Annotated in this window: 14 protein-coding genes; 9 read left to right on the top strand and 5 right to left on the bottom strand. The window is 66.4% G+C overall.

Translation table 11 applies throughout. The features are described from left to right. Positions 1-39 precede the first annotated feature (39 nt). The 8 genes from fdhD to ABXS05_RS22795 all read left to right on the top strand — a co-directional run bounded on the left by fdhD (position 40) and on the right by ABXS05_RS22795 (position 7,977). A complete protein-coding gene (fdhD, locus tag ABXS05_RS22830) occupies positions 40-870 on the top strand; it encodes a formate dehydrogenase accessory sulfurtransferase FdhD (RefSeq protein ID WP_367625490.1) in 831 nt (276 codons plus the stop codon). Beyond that, a complete protein-coding gene (locus ABXS05_RS22825) occupies positions 860-1,114 on the top strand; it encodes a formate dehydrogenase subunit delta (protein WP_367625489.1) in 255 nt (84 codons plus the stop codon). Before fdhD ends, ABXS05_RS22825 begins: the two co-directional genes overlap by 11 nt. A gap of 32 nt (positions 1,115-1,146) precedes the next feature. Further along, positions 1,147-1,512, top strand: a complete 366-nt coding sequence (locus ABXS05_RS22820) for a cupin domain-containing protein (RefSeq protein ID WP_367625488.1) — start codon at positions 1,147-1,149, stop codon at positions 1,510-1,512. Positions 1,513-1,825: 313 nt separating this feature from the next. Then, positions 1,826-3,523 carry a 30S ribosomal protein S1 gene (gene rpsA / locus ABXS05_RS22815; protein ID WP_082980020.1) on the top strand — a complete coding sequence of 566 codons (1,698 nt, stop codon included), beginning with the start codon at positions 1,826-1,828 and terminating at the stop codon, positions 3,521-3,523. A gap of 482 nt (positions 3,524-4,005) precedes the next feature. Further along, positions 4,006-4,971: an ABC transporter substrate-binding protein gene (locus tag ABXS05_RS22810; protein ID WP_311937968.1), complete on the top strand. Its 966-nt coding sequence runs from the start codon at positions 4,006-4,008 to the stop codon at positions 4,969-4,971. A 96-nt stretch (positions 4,972-5,067) separates the two neighbouring features. Continuing rightward, the gene (locus ABXS05_RS22805) at positions 5,068-6,048 is read left to right on the top strand and encodes an ABC transporter substrate-binding protein (protein ID WP_367625487.1); all 981 of its coding nucleotides are present in this window, start codon (positions 5,068-5,070) and stop codon (positions 6,046-6,048) included. A 182-nt stretch (positions 6,049-6,230) separates the two neighbouring features. Next, complete coding sequence (locus ABXS05_RS22800; RefSeq protein ID WP_367625486.1) at positions 6,231-7,172, top strand: ABC transporter permease; 942 nt, start codon at positions 6,231-6,233, stop codon at positions 7,170-7,172. A gap of 10 nt (positions 7,173-7,182) precedes the next feature. Then, the gene (locus tag ABXS05_RS22795; protein ID WP_311937962.1) at positions 7,183-7,977 is read left to right on the top strand and encodes an ABC transporter ATP-binding protein; all 795 of its coding nucleotides are present in this window, start codon (positions 7,183-7,185) and stop codon (positions 7,975-7,977) included. Between the two features lie 9 nt (positions 7,978-7,986). On the opposite strand, the gene ABXS05_RS22790 is transcribed toward ABXS05_RS22795, so the two are convergent. Then, positions 7,987-8,964: a quinone oxidoreductase family protein gene (locus ABXS05_RS22790; protein ID WP_367625485.1), complete on the bottom strand. Its 978-nt coding sequence runs from the start codon at positions 8,962-8,964 to the stop codon at positions 7,987-7,989. Positions 8,965-9,061: 97 nt separating this feature from the next. Between ABXS05_RS22790 and ABXS05_RS22785 the strand changes: the two genes are divergently transcribed. Beyond that, positions 9,062-9,448 (top strand): winged helix-turn-helix transcriptional regulator, encoded by a 387-nt coding sequence (locus ABXS05_RS22785; RefSeq protein ID WP_367625484.1) that lies wholly within the window; start codon positions 9,062-9,064, stop codon positions 9,446-9,448. A 212-nt stretch (positions 9,449-9,660) separates the two neighbouring features. Here the strand turns inward: ABXS05_RS22785 and addA are convergent, their stop codons facing one another. Genes addA through ABXS05_RS22765 form a run of 4 tightly spaced genes read right to left on the bottom strand, consistent with a single transcriptional unit; the run spans position 9,661 to position 17,016 of the window. Next, a complete protein-coding gene (gene addA, locus ABXS05_RS22780) occupies positions 9,661-13,104 on the bottom strand; it encodes a double-strand break repair helicase AddA (protein ID WP_367625483.1) in 3,444 nt (1,147 codons plus the stop codon). After that, positions 13,101-16,211, bottom strand: a complete 3,111-nt coding sequence (gene addB / locus ABXS05_RS22775) for a double-strand break repair protein AddB (protein ID WP_367625482.1) — start codon at positions 16,209-16,211, stop codon at positions 13,101-13,103. The genes addA and addB overlap by 4 nt, the downstream gene beginning before the upstream one ends. Positions 16,212-16,254: 43 nt before the next feature. Further along, positions 16,255-16,542, bottom strand: coding sequence for a type II toxin-antitoxin system RelE/ParE family toxin (locus ABXS05_RS22770; protein ID WP_149253385.1), 288 nt, complete (start codon positions 16,540-16,542; stop codon positions 16,255-16,257). Positions 16,543-16,545: 3 nt separating this feature from the next. Then, positions 16,546-17,016, bottom strand: coding sequence for a hypothetical protein (locus ABXS05_RS22765; RefSeq protein WP_367625481.1), 471 nt, complete (start codon positions 17,014-17,016; stop codon positions 16,546-16,548). Positions 17,017-17,383: the final 367 nt, after the last annotated feature.

The raw sequence follows: 17,383 nt of genomic DNA, 5'->3' as shown, positions 1-17,383 counted from the left end.
GGCCACCTTCTCCCACAGGGGGAGAAGGAGAAGAACACCATGACCGATCCCGTCCGCACCATCTCCCGCTTTGCCTGGCGTGACGGCATGTTCACGCCAGGCGAGCGCATGGTTCCCGAGGAGATGGCGATCTCGCTGGTCTATGATGGCGGTTCCCATGCCGTGATGATGGGAAGTCCTGTCGATCTCGAGGACTTCGCCTACGGCTTCTCCCTCACCGAAGGCATCATTGCCTCGCTCGACGACGTCACCGAGTTCGAACGCGTCGATTACGAGGAAGGTGTCGAACTTCGTATGTGGCTGAAGGGCGATCGAGGCGCCGCGCTCGCCGCCCGTCGGCGCATGCTGGCCGGTCCCACGGGCTGCGGCCTGTGCGGCATCGACAGCCTGACCGAGGCGGTACGCAAGCCGCAGCCGGTCGCCGGTGACCTCAAGCTGTCACCCGCCGATATCGAAACCGCCCTCGCTTCACTCGCGCCCGCCCAGATACTGAACCAGCAGACCCGCGCCGTGCACGCTGCAGCCTTCTGGACCAAAGCCGACGGCCTCGTCGCCCTGCGCGAGGATGTCGGCCGGCACAATGCGCTCGACAAGCTCGCCGGCGCGCTGGCCCGGCGTTCCATCGCCCCCGCACCGCAAGGCCTGCCGGGCATCGTCGTCCTCACCAGCCGGATCTCGGTGGAAATGGTGCAGAAATCGGCCGCGATGGGTGCCTCCATCGTGGTGGCGGTCTCCGCCCCCACGGCCCTCGCCATCCGTACCGCCGAGGAGGCCGGCATCACGCTGGTCGGCATCGCCCGCTCCGACGGCTTCGAGATCTTCACCCATCCCCACCGTATCGTTCCGGAGAAACTCGCCCATGTCGCATGATGAAGCCGCGCATGAGGGCCACGCACATGACCCCTCCGCCAAGCTGGTGAGGATGGCCAACCAGATCGGCCTGTTCTTCGCGTCCCAGCGCGAGGAAGTGCGGGTCGCCGGTATTGCCGAGCATATCCGCAAATTCTGGGAGCCGCGCATGCGCAACCAGATCTTTGCGCATCTGGATGCCGGCGGCGAAGGCATCGATCCCTTGGTGAAGAAGGCCCTGGAAAGCCTGCGCGAAAAGGCGTGAACTCCGGGATCACAGGCATCCAGGAGATTTCCATGTCCGACACCCTCTTCGATTGGGAGAAGATCGAACCGCGCACGGTCATTCCCGGCTTCCACGGCCGTTTCATGCATTCGGGCGCGATGACCTTCGTGCTCTGGCAGATCGATGCCGGTGCCACGTTGCCCCTGCATTCCCATCCGCATGAACAGGTGGTGCATCAGTTCGAAGGCGAGCTGGAAGTCACCGTCGACGGCCTTACCACGGTGCTGAAGCCGGGCATGGTCGCCGTGGTGCCACCCAACGCCCCGCATTCCGGCCGGGCCCTGACGGCCTGCCGGACGATGGACGTCTTCCATCCCCTGCGCGAGGACTATCGCACGGGCGCCCCCAGCGTGCTGCAGCAGGCGATGCCGGACTAATCGGAGCCCGCTCGCCCGCTCGCTGCGTCCCTCGGCTTTTTTTGCAGGATTCCCGGCCGGAAAACGGCAAAAAATCGCCTTTTGCCTTGCTCCGCCCCTTCCATCTTGATATGGAACCGCCCATCTGACGCTCAGCCGTCATTGCAGATGTGACGGGCGTTCGAAAAATAGACCAGAAAGACGTTTCCGCCTTGCGGGCCTTGCGCCGGCCGGGTGTGTTTTTTCTCAAAACACTCCGCCTGTGGCTGCTCCAGCAGCCCTGCCGCTTTCCGGAAACGATGATCAACACCAACCGCCGGCGCCAGGAAAACATATGTCCGTACAGGAAAACGTGCTGCGTGAAGATTTCGCCGCGATGCTCGACGAAGCATTCGGCACCGGCGATATGGCCGAAGGTTCGGTCGTCAAGGGTATCGTCGTCGCCATCGAGAAGGACCTCGCGGTCATCGATGTCGGCCTCAAGACCGAAGGCCGCGTAGCTCTGAAGGAATTCAACGGCCCGGGCCGCGACAGCGCGCTCAAGGTCGGCGACGAGGTCGAGGTCTATCTCGAGCGCATCGAAAATGCGCTGGGCGAAGCCGTCATCTCGCGTGACAAGGCTCGCCGCGAAGAAAGCTGGATCAAGCTGGAGAAGTCGTTCGAGGCCAATGAAAAGGTCGACGGCGTCATCTTCAACCAGGTCAAGGGTGGTTTCACCGTCGATCTCGACGGCGCCGTGGCCTTCCTGCCGCGCAGCCAGGTCGACATCCGTCCGATCCGCGACGTCACCCCGCTGATGAACGTTCCGCAGCCCTTCCAGATCCTCAAGATGGATCGCCGCCGCGGCAACATCGTCGTCTCCCGCCGCACGGTCCTCGAAGAGAGCCGCGCCGAGCAACGTCACGAGATCGTCCAGAACCTCGAAGAGGGTCAGGTGGTCGACGGCGTGGTCAAGAACATCACCGATTACGGTGCGTTCGTTGACCTGGGCGGCATCGACGGCCTCCTGCATGTCACCGACATCGCATGGCGCCGCGTGAACCACCCGACGGAGCTTCTGACCATCGGCCAGCAGGTCAAGGTCAAGATCATCAAGATCAACCACGAGACGCACCGCATCTCGCTGGGCATGAAGCAGCTCCAGGCCGATCCGTGGCTGGGCATCGACGCCAAGTACCCGCTGCAGGCCAAGTTCACCGGCCGCGTGACCAACATCACGGACTACGGCGCGTTCGTGGAACTGGAGCCGGGCATCGAAGGCCTGATCCACGTTTCCGAAATGTCGTGGACCAAGAAGAACGTCCACCCCGGCAAGATCGTCTCCACCTCGCAGGAAGTGGAAGTGCAGATCCTCGAGGTCGACCCGATCAAGCGCCGCATCTCGCTCGGCCTCAAGCAGACCCTTTCCAATCCCTGGGAAGATTTTGCCGACAAGCATCCGAACGGTTCGGTGGTCGAAGGCGAAGTCAAGAACAAGACCGAGTTCGGCCTGTTCATTGGCCTCGACGGCGACGTGGACGGCATGGTCCATCTCTCCGACCTCGACTGGAACCGTCCGGGCGAGCAGGTCATCGACGACTTCCGCAAGGGCGACATGGTCAAGGCCGTGGTGCTCGACGTGGACGTCGAGAAGGAGCGCATCTCGCTGGGCATCAAGCAGCTTGCGGGTGACCCCTTCGTCGATGCCGGCGAACTGAAGAAGAACCAGGTCGTCACCTGCGAAGTCACCGACGTCAAGGAAGGTGGCATCGACGTCAAGATCACCGGCACCGACCTCACGGCCTTCATCCGCCGTGGCGATCTGGCCCGCGATCGCGCCGATCAGCGCCCCGAGCGCTTCGCTGCCGGCGAAAAGGTTGACGCCCGCGTCATTCAGTTCGACCGCAAGGCCCGCAAGGTCCAGGTCTCGATCAAGGCTCTGGAAATGGCCGAAGAGAAGGAAGCGATCGCCGCTTACGGTTCTTCGGACGCCGGCGCCTCGCTCGGCGACATTCTCGGCGCCGCCCTGCGCGCCCGCACCGAGAAGAAGTAAGCCCGGGACCGCCGGCTTTCAGCCGGCTCTCGGAACCACTACGATTGCAGAAAGGGCGCGACCTTCAGGGTTCGCGCCCTTTCTTTTCAGGCCCCTCGCCAACATCGGAGGCCCATGCCGGTCTGAAGACCGGCACACCGGGAAAGGCGCGTCAAACTGGTGTGCCGGTCTTCGGACCGCAGCACCGTCGGCGAAGAAAAGATTGCAAGGGCCGACCTGACACCGCTCGGCCGAAAGCTGTTCGGGCAGCAAAATTGGTACCAGCGATACACAGGCAAGATTTCGCGTTGGACCGTTCCAGCTTAATAATCTTTCCAAAAAGGGCGCCTAAACGGGTGCCCTTGCTTGTTTGGTGAATTTTTCCCCTTTCCGGCGCATGAGCATCTTGCATTGCCGCAGCGTTTGGTTGATCGGTTGTGCCTTACAAGCCCCGAATGGCCGTCACCCGGCGGGAAATTCGCGAGCAAGGGGGAAACAACCACATGCGTATCAATCGTTTGACACTCGTAGCCGGCGTGGCACTCGCCCTCCTCGGCAGCGTCGCCTTTGCTGCCGACAAGAAGACCGTGGCCGTCACCTCGATCGTCGAGCATCCGGCCCTCAATGCCGCCCGTGACGGTGTCAAGAAGGCGCTGGAGGATGCCGGCTACAAGGATGGCGATACCCTCAACTTCCAGTTCGAGACGGCGCAGGGCAGCCCGGCGACTGCCGCGCAGATCGCACAGAAATATGTCGGCGAGAAAGCGGACGTGATCGTCGGCATCGCCACGCCGTCGGCCCAGGCCGCCTTGGCCGCCACCAAGGACATTCCGATCGTGTTCACCGCCGTGACCGATCCCGTCGCCGCCCAGCTCGTCAAGGATCCGGCCAAGCCCGAGGGCAACGTCACCGGTGTGACCGATGCGACCCCGATGCCCGACCAGCTCAAGCTGATCCAGGCGATCGCCCCCAACGCCAAGAAGATCGGCTTCATCTACAATCCGGGCGAGGCCAATTCGGTCGTGCAGCTCGAGAATATGAAAAAGGCAACCGCCGCCCTCGGCTTCGAGACGATCGAGGCACCGGCCACCAAGTCGGCCGATGTCGGCGCCGCGGCGCAGAGCCTGATCGGCAAGGCCGACGCCATCTTCGTGCCCACCGACAATCTCGTGGTCTCGGCCCTGGAAGCGGTGATCACGGTCGGTACAGAAAACAAGATCCCCGTCTTCTCTGGTGACACCAACGGCGTCGAGCGCGGCGCGGTGGCTTCCATCGGCGTCGACTATTTCAAGTCCGGCGTCCTGGCCGGCGAGATGGTGGTGCGTATCCTCAAGGGCGAAAAGCCCAGCGCCATTCCCGTCGCCGTTCCCTCCGCCACCGACCTCTTCCTCAACCAGAAGACCGCCGGTCCGATGGGTGTGACGCTGCCTGCCGATCTGGTCGCCAAGGCCAAGACGGTCGTCAAGTGACCGCCGTCAAGTAATCCGGATCCGTATAACCGGAAAAGCGGCCGCGCCACGCGCGGCCGCCCTCGTAAGATCAACCCATTCCGAGCACGCCGCGCCATGATCCCCCTCCGCTCCCTCGGCCTTGCCGCCGCTCTTCTCGCCAGCCTGGCCCAAGGCAGCCTGATCCAGGCGGCCGCTGCCGCGGACAAGCCCGTGGTCGCCATCACCGCCATTGTCGAGCATCCCTCGCTCAACGCCATCCGCGAGGGCGTGAAGGCCGGCCTCAAGGACAAGGGTTACGCCGAGGGTGAGGCCATCACCGTCCTCTACGAATCCGCCCAGGGCAACCCGGCGACAGCCGCCCAGATCGCCCAGAAATTCGTCGGAGAGGCCCCGGCCGTGATCGTGCCGATCACCACGCCCTCCTCCCAGGCCGTCGCCGCGGCGACCAAGGACATCCCCGTCGTCTTCGCCGCGGTCACCGATCCCCTCGGCGCTCAATTGATCAAGACCCTCGACAAGCCCGGTGGCAACATCACCGGCGTCAGCGACTTTCCGCCGGCTGCCGGCCAGCTCGACCTGATCAAGGAAGTCCTGCCCAAGGCCAAGGTCGTGGGCGTCGTTTACAATTCCGGCGAGGTCAACAGCCTGTCGGTGATCGAGGCCCTGCGCAAGCTGGCGGGTGAACGCGGCTTCGAGATCCTGCCCTCGCCGGCCACCAAATCCTCCGACGTTGGTTCGGCTGCCCAGAATCTGGTGGGCAAGGCCGATGCGATCTACATCCCTAACGACAATCTGGTGGTGTCGGCGCTGGAATCGGTGCTGCAGGTCGGCTTCGACAGCCGCCTTCCGGTGTTCGCCAGCGATCCCGACAGCGTCGGACGCGGCGCGGTCGCCGCCCTCGGCCTCGACCAGTTCGAGATCGGCCGCCAGGCCGGCCATGTCGCGGCCCGTATCCTCAAGGGCGAGAAACCGGGCGACATCCCGGTCGAGAACTCCAAGGGCGTCAGCCTGGTCGTCAACTCCAAGGCAGCCGAGAAGATGGGAGCGCCCCTGCCGCAAGCCGTATTGGCTCGTGCCAAGGACGTCGCAAAGTAGTATCCGCGGGCGGTAGTGATTGACTCATGCATCATTGCGAGCGTAGCGAAGCAATCCACACATCCGCGTACAACGCATTCCGGTCCTGGATTGCTTCGCTACGCTCGCAATGACGCCCGATCGGTCGAGCACCAGGGCCGTCGCAATTCACCCGTGACCCGCTATTCCGTTGGGATTGATGCATGAGCCTTTTCGCTTTTATCGGTTCGATTGAAATCGGCCTGATCTATGCGCTGATCGCGCTGGGCGTGTTTTTGTCGTTCCGGGTGCTCGACTTTCCCGACCTGACGGTTGACGGTTCCTACCCCCTGGGCGCCGCGACGGCCGCCGCCGCCATCGTCGCCGGCCTCGATCCCTTCTCGGCCACGGCGCTGGCCATCGTCGCCGGCGCCCTGGCCGGGGCGATGACGGCCTGGCTCAACATCCGCTTCCGCATCCTGCAATTGCTGGCCAGCATCCTGACCATGACGGCGCTCTACTCGATCAATCTGCGCATCATGGGCAAGCCCAACGTTCCCCTGCTCAACCAGGAGACTTTGGTAACCTGGACGCGCGACCATCTGACGGCGATCCTGGGCTGGGCACCGCCCTCCTATCAGCTCAAGGTCTGGATGCTCGGCGTGATCGTGCTGGTCGTCTGGGCGCTGCTCAGCTGGTTTCTCAATTCCGAATTCGGCCTCGCCATGCGGGCGACCGGCGCCAATCCGCGCATGGCGCGGGCGCAGGGCGTCTCCACCCAGCTGCACAATTATGTCGGCATGGCGATCTCCAACGCCCTCGTCGCCCTCGCCGGCGCCCTGTTCGCCCAGACCAGCGGCTTTGCCGACATCACGCTCGGCACCGGCACCATCGTCGGCGGCCTCGCCGCCGTCATCCTCGGCGAAACCCTGTTCCGCACTCGCTCGATCGCCTGGCTGCTGGTCGCCTGCATCGTCGGCGCCATCCTCTATCGCCTCGCCATCGCGCTGGCGCTCAATTCCGAGTGGTCGCGCACCATCGGGCTCAATTCGAGCGATCAGAACCTGGTGACCTCGGTGCTGGTCGGCCTGGCGCTGATCCTGCCGAGCCAGTTCCCCCGCCTGCGCGCGATCTTCTCGCCCGCGCCGAAATCAGCGTCCAAGTAAGGAGGCGGCGATGATCGAGATCAAGGACATCCACGTCACCTTCGGCCGCGGAACGCCGCTGGAAAACCGGGCGCTGCGGGGACTTTCGCTGACCATCCCGACCGGCCAGTTCGTCACCGTGATCGGCTCCAACGGCGCCGGCAAATCCACGCTGCTCAACGTCCTGAGCGGCGATGCCCAGGCCGAGCGCGGCCGCATCGTCATCGAGGGCGTCGACGTGCAGCGCTGGCCGACGCCGCGCCGCGCCAGCTTGATCGCACGCGTGTTCCAGGATCCGATGGCCGGCACCTGCGAGAGGCTATCGATCGAGGAGAACATGGCACTCGCCTTCGCGCGTGGCCGCTCGCGCGGTCTCGGCGCTTCGCTGAGCGGAAGCCGCCGCGCGGTGTTTCGCGACAAGCTTTCCGTGCTCGGCCTCGGCCTGGAAAATCGCCTCGGCGATTCCATGGGCCTGCTCTCCGGCGGTCAGCGTCAGGCTGTCAGCCTCTTGATGGCGACGCTGACAGGCATGAAGATCCTGCTCCTCGACGAGCATACGGCGGCGCTTGATCCGCGCACCGCCGACTTCGTGCTGGAACTCACCCGCAAGATCGTCGAGGAACAGCAGCTCACCGCGCTGATGGTGACCCATTCGATGCGCCACGCCCTCGATTACGGTACCCGCACGGTGATGCTGCATGAAGGCCAGGTCGCCTTCGATCTCGACGCCGAGCATCGCAAGGGCCTCGATGTCCCCGATCTGCTGAAGCTGTTCAGCAAGGTACGCGGCGAACAGCTCGACGACGACAGCCTGCTGCTGGGCTGAGGCTCGTCGTCAGGGGATCAGGACAACCTTCCCCATACTCCGGCGCGACTGCACGCTCTCATGCGCCTCGGCGGCCTGGGCCAGCGGGAAGCGGCCGCCGATCGTGACCTCGAGCGAGCCCGCCTCGGCCTGGGCGAAGAGGTCGCCAAGATCGGCACGCAGCGTATCGGGCGCCAGCAGGGGCAGCAGGGCGAAACCTTTCACGGACTGGTTGCGTCCGAGCAGGGCTTCGATCTCCGGCCGGCCGAGTTCGAACCGTCCCATGGCTGCACAGACGAGTTCGCCGCTTGGAGCGAGCGCTTCCAGGCAGGCACCGGTCTGCGCCCCGCCGACAAGGTCATAGACGATGTCGACGCCACCTCCCTGCGTCGCCGCCAGCACCTGGTCGACCCAGCCGGCGCTGCGATAATCGACGCCGGCATCGGCGCCGAGGGAACGGGCAAGATCGAGCTTCTCCGGCGAACCGGCGGCAGCGATCACCTGCCGCGCACCAGCATTGCGGGCAAGTTGGACGAGCAGCGATCCCACCCCGCCGGTCGCGGCGTTGACCAGGATCGACTTGCCTGCCGGTGGGCTGCGGCGAAGAAGGTGAAGCGCGGTCAGGCCCTGCACCATCAGGGCGGTTGCCGCCTCGAACGACAAGTCTTCGGGAAGCGGCACCAGCAAGGCGGCGTCGACCAGGGCGAACTGCGCATAGCCGCCGGCCCGGCCCATGGCGAAGAGCGGCGCGGCCACGCGCGTACCGGGCGACGGCCCCGCAGCGCCTGGGCCGAGGGCCTCGACGACGCCAGCCACCTCGACACCCATCACCATCGGCAGTCCGGGTGTCACGGCATAGCGATCCTGGCGCATCAGCACCTCGAAATAGTTCACGCCCGCTGCCTGCATGCGGATCAGCGCCTCGCCCTTGCCAGGAGCGGGGACGGACAGTTCGACGGGCTCGAGGACGTCGGGAGCGCCGAAGCGGCTCAAACGAATGGCTTGCATGGGATCACCGGATGCTGGTCTCGAATGCCCCGGTTCTGTGCTATTCTCCTTCTCGTCTCTACACACTCTTTCGTGCCATACAGACCCGAAGGTAACCATGACGGAGCTGATCAAGCGCCTGCCTATGCTGCCGGTCGAGCGGGCCCTCAAGGTGATCTCGGGCCGCTGGAAGGCGGTGATCCTCTATTATCTGTTGGACAGCCCCAAGCGCCTGTCCGAACTGAAGCGGCTGGTGCCCGAGATCAGCCAGAAGGTGCTGATCCAGCAATTGCGCGAGATGGAAGAGCACGGCCTCGTCCATCGCGAGATCTTCCGGCAGGTTCCGCCGCGCGTCGACTATTCGGCGACCCCGCTCGGCCAGAGCCTCGAACCGGTGCTGCTGGCCCTGTGCGACTGGGGACAGCGACACGCCGCCGAACTCGACGAGCTCGACCAGACACGCGATTGCATCATCAGGCCGGTGAGGCAGGTGGGAGCAGCTTAGATGGAGCCTCTCCCCTCGTCCAGCTGCCGCCACCCAAGGCACTTCCATAGGAAAGTGCCGGGTCCCGCAAGAGGAGAAGGGAGCTTATTGGGCTCTGGATGCGGCACCTTAAGACCCTCCGGTTGAACTCGACTTGAACCACCCGAGTCCCTTCTCCCCTTGCGGGAGAAGGTGGCGGCAGCCGGATGAGGGGTATCGCACCGCGTATGGAATCACCCCACAATCACCTGCACGGCCTCTTCCAGCCGCTCTGCCGGCAATTCCGAGATCGCGGCCGTCGCGGTCCAGACCAGGGCGACCCGCACCTCCCTGCCCGGATAGAGCCGCAGCATCAGGTGCCGGTAGAGCCCGAGCTGGCCGAGATAGGCCTGCGGCACCGCGTCGAGCCCCCGCGGCGGCTGGCGGTTGGTCTTGAAGTCGACGATCCAGACCGTGTCCGACCCGACGGCCAGTCGGTCGATTCGCCCGGACACAGCATAGTCGGCCCGGCCCGGCCTGATGATGCGGCCTGCAAGGGCAACCTCGGCGCGGCTGCCGGGTGCAAAGAGCGGTGCGAGATCAGGCAGGGCCAGCACCGCCAGGGCCTCCTCGGCCCAGGCCTGGTGGTCCTCCGGCCATTGCGGCGCCGCCCGGCCGAGGAAGGCGAGGGCCTGGTCGCGACGTACCGGCGCCTCGATATCGGGCAGATATTGCAGCAAAGCGTGGATCAACGCCCCCCGCCGCAGGGTGCGGGGATCGGCCGGCAAGGCTCCTGCCAACCCGGCCAACTCTTCGGGATGCTCCGTCTCGGACGGGCTGAGAGCGACCTCCTCCGCCCGCTCCGCCACCGCCTTCTGGCGCAGCCAGGCCGGGGCCGGCACCGCCGCTTCCTCATCCCTTGCCGGCCGGCCTTCGACCGCACGCCGCGGTGTCGGCTCATAGACCAGCCTCTCACCTTCGCCGTCCGGCTCGACCCTGGCGCCTGCCTCGCGCAAAGCGTCGGCGATCATGTCGTACCAATTGCCTGGCCGCCGCGCCGTGGCCCCCTCGAAGCCGGCAATGACCAGCCGGTCCTCGGCCCGCGTCAGGGCGACATAGAGCAGGCGGCGATGCTCGGCCTCGTTCTCGACCCGGATCGCATCGCGGGCGGCGGCGACCGGCGCCGGGTCCGCAGTCTTGCTGGGCGACCAGACCGGGATCTCGCTGCCCGCAGGCTTTCCCGGCGCCTGCAGGAAAAACAGCTTGGGATCGTGCCGGCCGTCCGGCGCGCTGCAGGTGTCGGCCAGGATGACGACCCGCGCCTCCAACCCCTTTGAACCATGCACCGTCATCACGCGCACTTCGCCGCGCGCCACGTCCATGTCGCGCTTGATCTCGGCCTTGGCCTCGGCGAGCCAGGCGAGGAAGCCCTGCAGGCTGGCGGTGTTGGCCCGCTCATAGTCGCCGGCCACGCGCAGGAATTCGTCCAGCGCATCGGCGGCCTCCGCGCCGAAGCGGGCGAGCATGATGCGCCGGCCGCCATCACGCGCCAGGATGTCGGCGAAAAAGGCGAAGGGCGTCTTGCCGGCCGCCTCCGCGCGCCAGGCCGCGAGGCGGCCAAAGGCGGCGGCGAAGCGCTCATCCTCCCGCGACGCTTCGCCCAGGGCGGTCCAGAGCGTGCCCTTGCGGCCCGGCGCCAGGCGGATGAGATCCTCGTCGTCGAGCCCGATCAGCGGGGTCTTGAGCACCGTCGCCAGTGTCAAGTCGTCGGCCGGCAGCAGCACGAAACGGGCGAGCGCCATCAGGTCCATCACGACGATATGGTCCGTCAGCACGATGCGGTCGGCGCCGGCCACCGGCACGCCGGCGAATTTCAGGGCACGTATCACCGCCTCGAACAGCGCGTTGCGGCTGCGCACCAGCACCATGACGTCGCCGGCATCGTAGCGCGCGCCCGTTGCGGGATCACCTTCGCGGATCAGGTTCGCGACCTCGGCGGCGATCTTGCGGGCCAGCCGCACCACCGGGCTGGTGACGGGCGTCTCGTCGAACGGCGCGTCCCAGGCGGTGATCTCGGCCGCCGGTTGCGGCTTTTCCACCGGCCAGACCTCGACGCGGCCGGGATCGAGGGCCCGCACGGTCTCATGCACGGTGGCGACGTCGTCCGAAGACAGGCCGCGGCGATTGTCGGCGGCGGCGAAGACATGGTCGACCGCCCTGAGGATGTCGGGCGTCGAGCGGAAGGACTGCTTGAGCTCGATCGCCTCGAAACGCTCCTCGGCTTCATCCACCTTGCGTCGGAAATGGCTGCGCATGCGGGCGAATTCCGCCGGCGCGGCGCCCTGGAACGAGAAGATCGACTGCTTCTCGTCTCCCACCGCGAAGATGGTGCGCCGTTCGCTGCGCGCGCCTGTGCCAGAGGTGAGCTCTTCTGCCAGTTTGGCGATGATATGCCATTGGGCAGGGCTGGTATCCTGAGCCTCGTCGACCAGGATATGGTCGATGCCGCGATCGAGCTTGTAGTGTACCCATGCTGATTCAGCCCTACCAAGAAGCTCGGCTGTTTTCTGCACGAGATCGTCGAAATCGAGCGCCGCCCGCATGACTTTGCCGGCTTTGTAGCGACCGAGGAGGGCGGCAGCGACAGTGATCAGCGCCTCGCTGCGCTCATAGGCCGAGGCCGCCTTGCGCCGCAGCAGCAGCCCGGCGATGCGCTCCAGCTCGGCAAGGAGCTGCTCGGCATAGGCGGGGTAGTCCTTGGCGAAATCCTTGACCAGGAAGGCATTGGCCGAGCGTGCCTCGCCGGCACCGGTGAGGTAGATAGCGCGCCAGGCCTCGGCACGCCGTGCCGGCGCCGCCGCGATGGCAGCGCCGAGCCTGTCGGCCAGATCGAGGATGCGCTTGCCGTCATAGTCCCGCATAGCGGCCTCGATCGCCGCCCATTCGCTGAAGGGGATCGAGGCCTCGTCGATCTCGGCCTCGATCGCGGCGACGCTTTCGCCCTCCGCCAGTTCGAGCAGGCCGCGCAACTGGTCGAGGGCGTCCGCGGCGCCCTTCTCGCCCAGGAAGGGACGCAGCGCTTCGCGCTCGAAGGTGATCTCGGCGAGCAGCCCGTCGAAGGCGCCCTCGCCGGTATCCTCCAGGAGGCGCGCCATAGCGCGGCCGAGCCCGCCTTCGGGATGCGCGTTCGCCTCCAGGATCAGGCTGGTGCGGGCCGTGTCGAGCAATTCGCGCGCGGCCCTGTCGTCCAGCACCGAGAACTGTGCGGGGACATTGGCCTCGAAGGGGAAGAGGTGCAGCACACGCTCGCAGAAGGCATGGATGGTGAGGATCTTCAGGCCGCCGGGCGTCTCGATCGCCGCCGCGAAGAGCTGGCGTGCGCGCTTGAGGCCGGCTGCGTCAGGTTTGAAGCCGGTGATGCCCTCGATCGCGGCGACCAGCTTGCCCTCCTCCTCGACGGCCCATTGGCCGAGCGTGGCGAAGATGCGGTTCTGCATGTTCGCTGCGGCGGCCTTGGTGAAGGTGAGGCAGAGGATGGCGGAGGCATCGACCCCGGCGAGCAAAAGGCGGATGACACGCCGCGTCAGCACGGTGGTCTTGCCCGATCCGGCATTGGCCGACACCCAGGCCGACAGCGAGGGGTCGGAGGCCAGGCGCTGGTTGTGAACCGTGTCGACAGAGGGCTTGCGCGGGGTCATGCTTCCTCCGCGCTGACGGACCATTCGCGCACCCGGGCGAGATGGTCGTAATCGCCATAGCGCCGCCCCTTGAACATCGGGTGCAGCAGCGAGGCATAGGGCATCTTCTCATTCTCGAAGCGGTCGATCAACGCCTTGAGCCGTTCGAGGCTCTGCAAGGCGACCTCGATCGGCGTGGTGTCCTTGAAGATCAGCGGTTTCTCGCTCGGCCCCTTGCCGCCGCCGGCAAGATGCACGATGGCAGGATCGCCCAACGCCTGAGGCGCCGGCACGCCGCTGAAACCGGCCTCGAGCAGCATCGCCATTTCCAGCGCCAATTGCGGCGCGAGCCCCGTCTCGACCTGCCTGGCCGTCGGGGCCTGGCCAGTCTTGAAGTCGAGGATGGCGACCCGGCCATCGGCAGCGACTTCGATGCGGTCGGCGCGGGCGGACAAGGTGAAGGATCTCTCGGCCAGGGTCGGCCAGGCGAGCTTGCCGGGAATTTCGCTGAGCACGCGGGCAAGGCGTGGCCGGCGCTCGCGCTCCCATTCCACCAGGAATTCGGCGATGGCCGCAAAGCGCGGCCGCCAGAAGGCCAGGACCTCGGGAAAATCGGCGAGGGGGACGAAGAGCTCCTCGCCGATCGCCATCATCAGCGCGAGGGCATCCGGCGGCACGCCATCGGCGCACAGGGCGGCGAAACGCTCGAGCGCGCCATGGATCAGCGTGCCTCTTTCAGCCGCTCCGGGCGGCATGGCGATCTCGTCCAGCGGTTCGAGCTTGAGGATGTGGCGGGCGTAGATCGTATAGGGATCGCGCACGAGGTGCTCGATCTGGGTGACCGACAGGCGGGTCGGACGCAGGGCGAGAGGCGGAGTCGGCTTGGGCGCGCCGAGCACGGGCGGCGGCCCTTCCGCCGCATCGAGCTGGCGCGCGAGGGCGCAATAATGCTCGCCCCGCCTGCGCATGGCGTCGAAGGTCGGGCCCAGGAAGGCCCCGAGCCGCTGCAGCCAGCGCGACGGCACGCTGGGCGAACCGCCGCGCTTGAGCGAGCGCGTGATCACCACGTCGCCATAGCCGAGCGCCTGCTCGAAATCGTGCGCGGCGAGGCCGATACGCTTTTCCGGCGGCGAGAGGCCGATCGCCGCCCGCATCGGCCGGTTCAGCCAGGGATCTGTCTTGACGTCGGGCGGCCAGACGCTCTCGTCGAGCCCCGCCAGCACCAACCGGTCAACCGGCAGGAGACGAGCTTCCAACAGGCCGTAAATCGCGATGCGCGGATGCTTGGGCTCGCCGCCCCGCACCGAGCGCCCGGCGATCAGGGCCGCGAACAGGCCGGGATATTCATGCGCCGGCAAGGCAAGGGCCTCGGGGGTGATGGTGCCGAGATCGTCGAGGAAGCCCGCAAGCGCCTCTCCCGCCTCGCCTTCCCCGAGCGCATCGGTTTCGTCCGGCGCCGCTTCACCCAGCGCCTCGACGGCGGCGCGATGCGCAGCAAAGAAGCTGGCAGCCGGCAGGGGATCGGACTGGCGCAGCAACGCCGCGAAGGGTTCGAGCCTGATGGTAAGGGCCTCGATAATTGCCTCCGCTCCGGCCCAATCCTCTTCGCCGAGGACCAGCCGAGCGGGTGGGCAATGGGGATCGCCGAGCGAGTCCTTGCCGAGCGCCAGGGCCGCCACGAGACCGGCCGGGCCACCGGCCGGCCTGGGGCCGCGCAGGGCGCCGATTTCCAGCGCCGTCACCGCCCGCTCCAGATCCGCGCGGGGCAGGCCGAGACGCGCGAGCGGGTGCTTGAGCAGGGACAACAGGGTGATGGGATCGAAATCATGCAGCGCGGCGTCGAGCACCAGGCGCGCGAACAGGCCGGGCGGGGTTTGCGTCAGCGGCTGGCCGGCGCTGTCGTCCGCCTCGATGCCCCAGCGCCCGAGTTCGGCGACCACGCGCTCGGCAAGCTGGCGGTTCGGTGTCACCAGCGCCGCCTTGCAGCCGGGCACCGTCAGGGCTTCGCGCAGCACCAGGGCGGCCGCCAGGGCCTCCTCGCCTTCATGCGCTGCTTCGATGAGGGCGACGCCCGCAAAGGCCTCGGCCACCGCCGCGGGATCGGCATGGCGCCGGCCGGCCCACAGATCCGTGGTCTCCGCCGGACGCAACGCCTGCGACACCAGGGCCGCACGCAGCGCCAAGGGCGCCGGCGGCGCGGCGAGTTCGGTGACACTGGCGCGTTCTGCGCCGATATCGGCCAGCAGAGCGGCAAGCCCGGCCTGGGGATGGCCGGGGGCTCCCTCGCCCTTGCCGATGGCGTTCCAGCCGATGGCGTCGAGGTCGAGATCGAGCCCCGGCAGGACGACGGCCCCCTGGGGATGGGCAGCCACCGCCTTGATGAGGTCGCGGGTGGCCGGGATGGAGCCGGTCGAACCGGCCACGATCACCGGGCCCGTCTTGGGGCGCTCGGCAAGCCTGGCGGCCTCGCGCTCCATACGGGCATTGCGCAGCAGAACGGCGTCGCTGCAGCCGATCTCCCTGAGATGCTCGGGCCAATGCAGGGTGGCGATCTCGAGGAAGCGCAGCGTGATGTCCCAATATTTGTCGTAGAGCCCGGCATGGCTCTCGCCGAGATTGAGGATCGCCTCCGGCGGCACCCGGTCGATTTGCAGGCCATCCAGGAAAGTGCCGAGTTCGGCCGCAAGCCCTGCCGCGTCGCCGGGCGAAGAGGGAATCAGCAGGGGCTCGGCGCCCTCCTCGCCCGGAATAGGCAGAAGGGCCTGCTTCAGCGCCGCGCTCCATTGCAGGATCAGGCGCGTCAAGGCGACCTGGCGGTCGAGCCCGCCGACTGGTTCGGGCAGGTCGTCGCTCGCATCCGCGAAGGCGACCTCGTCGTCATCGATCTCGCCAAGCGCCTTCAGATTGGGCAGCAGCGCGGCCTCGCTCCCCAGCCTGTCGAGGAAGATGCCGCGCAAGGCGCGGATGGCGCGGCGGGTCGGCAGATAGAGCGTGGCGCTCGCCAGCGCGAGCGGGTCCCCGCGCGGCGCGAAGCCCGGCACCAGCCTTCCATCCAGCAGGGCGTCGACCAGCGTTTCCAGGAAAGGCGAGCCGGGGGCGATGGTCAGGAGATTCGGGCGATGCGCCATGGGGCAGAGATAAACAGCGCGATCGCCGCGATGACAAGAGGTGTCAGGCTTCAGCTTCCGGAGGCCATTGTTGCGCACCATGCAGGATACGTATCAGTTCCACGTCCTCACCCAGGCTGTAGACGATCACGAAGGGCGTTCGAGGGACCACAAGTTCCCGCGTCCCGGTCACACGCCCGACACGGCCCATGCGCGGATGATCGACGAGGACCTGTACGTGATGCTCGATGCGGCTCAGTTGTTGCTCTGCGCTCCTCGGGCTTTCCAGTGCAATGTAGCCGATCGCCCGCTCGACATCCGCAAGCGCGCTTTCGCGCCAAACGATTCGCATCGTTCAGCCCGCCTTGCGCTTGAGAGTCTCGCGGAGTGAGCCGAGGCGCTTCGCCAGGTCATCTTCAGCCACCAGAGGATTCGTTCCCTCTGTTATGGCATTCATCGCATCTTGGACTTGGCTGCGGAACCAGCGATCATGCTCGATGACCGCCTGCTGCCGCTTCAACCGCTCCGAGGCATCCGGGCGCCGGCGCCCGCTTTCGTCGGGGCGATAATCCTGCGCATCGACGTCGAAACAGTCCATGCCCAGTTCGCTGCGCACGAAGCCGATGGCGCTGTCGGCATGGCGCCACAGGCGCATGCGCCGCGATTTCTGGCCCGCGACGGCGCGCTCGGCATTGCCGTAGCGTACCAACACACCCCAGCCGCCCGGTCGCCCCAGCACGGTCGCTCCGCGCAAAGCGCGCGCCGCCACCAGTTCCTTCACGGCTTTGCTGTCGATGAGATCGGGTGTCTTGGCGGGCTTATCCATGCCTGACTTTCATTCAATGATTTCCGGAAGCTTATTATATAAACTTCCGGATGCAGGACAATCGCGATTGTGGAGCCGCCGCCTCCGAATGCTGGAGGATTGTCGGCCTTACCCGGGTGCACGGGCATCCTGCCCGTTCTTCTTCTCCCGTGAATGTTGCGTTTCCAAGAACGGGCAGGATGCCCGTGCACCCTGTGTAGTTAGACTGTGTCAGGATGGGTGCGGGCGAGAGACCGTGTGCACCCAGGCCCCTTGAGGCCGTTTTCCGGCTTGGTCCTCGCCCGCGTTGCAGTACCCAACCTGAACAGTTGATCGAGGCCGCACCACCGGACCTCGTAGCACAGGGATAGGCGCGATGATCATACAC

It is taken from the genome of Labrys neptuniae (assembly GCF_040797145.1).
Taxonomy (GTDB): domain Bacteria; phylum Pseudomonadota; class Alphaproteobacteria; order Rhizobiales; family Labraceae; genus Labrys; species Labrys neptuniae.
The sequence above is the reverse complement of the archived record's forward strand: the minus strand, read 5'-3'. Positions and strand labels throughout refer to the sequence as shown.

Bases quoted from the DNA above. Each gene is read 5' to 3' on its own strand.
- ABXS05_RS22765 (WP_367625481.1), bottom strand. From the start codon at position 17,016: ATGGATAAGCCCGCCAAGACACCCGATCTCATCGACAGCAAAGCCGTG.
- ABXS05_RS22805 (WP_367625487.1), top strand. From the start codon at position 5,068: ATGATCCCCCTCCGCTCCCTCGGCCTTGCCGCCGCTCTTCTCGCCAGC.
- ABXS05_RS22800 (WP_367625486.1), top strand. From the start codon at position 6,231: ATGAGCCTTTTCGCTTTTATCGGTTCGATTGAAATCGGCCTGATCTAT.
- fdhD (WP_367625490.1), top strand. From the start codon at position 40: ATGACCGATCCCGTCCGCACCATCTCCCGCTTTGCCTGGCGTGACGGC.
- addA (WP_367625483.1), bottom strand. From the start codon at position 13,104: ATGACCCCGCGCAAGCCCTCTGTCGACACGGTTCACAACCAGCGCCTG.
- ABXS05_RS22820 (WP_367625488.1), top strand. From the start codon at position 1,147: ATGTCCGACACCCTCTTCGATTGGGAGAAGATCGAACCGCGCACGGTC.
- ABXS05_RS22795 (WP_311937962.1), top strand. From the start codon at position 7,183: ATGATCGAGATCAAGGACATCCACGTCACCTTCGGCCGCGGAACGCCG.
- addB (WP_367625482.1), bottom strand. From the start codon at position 16,211: ATGGCGCATCGCCCGAATCTCCTGACCATCGCCCCCGGCTCGCCTTTC.
- ABXS05_RS22790 (WP_367625485.1), bottom strand. From the start codon at position 8,964: ATGCAAGCCATTCGTTTGAGCCGCTTCGGCGCTCCCGACGTCCTCGAG.
- rpsA (WP_082980020.1), top strand. From the start codon at position 1,826: ATGTCCGTACAGGAAAACGTGCTGCGTGAAGATTTCGCCGCGATGCTC.
- ABXS05_RS22825 (WP_367625489.1), top strand. From the start codon at position 860: ATGTCGCATGATGAAGCCGCGCATGAGGGCCACGCACATGACCCCTCC.
- ABXS05_RS22810 (WP_311937968.1), top strand. From the start codon at position 4,006: ATGCGTATCAATCGTTTGACACTCGTAGCCGGCGTGGCACTCGCCCTC.
- ABXS05_RS22785 (WP_367625484.1), top strand. From the start codon at position 9,062: ATGACGGAGCTGATCAAGCGCCTGCCTATGCTGCCGGTCGAGCGGGCC.
- ABXS05_RS22770 (WP_149253385.1), bottom strand. From the start codon at position 16,542: ATGCGAATCGTTTGGCGCGAAAGCGCGCTTGCGGATGTCGAGCGGGCG.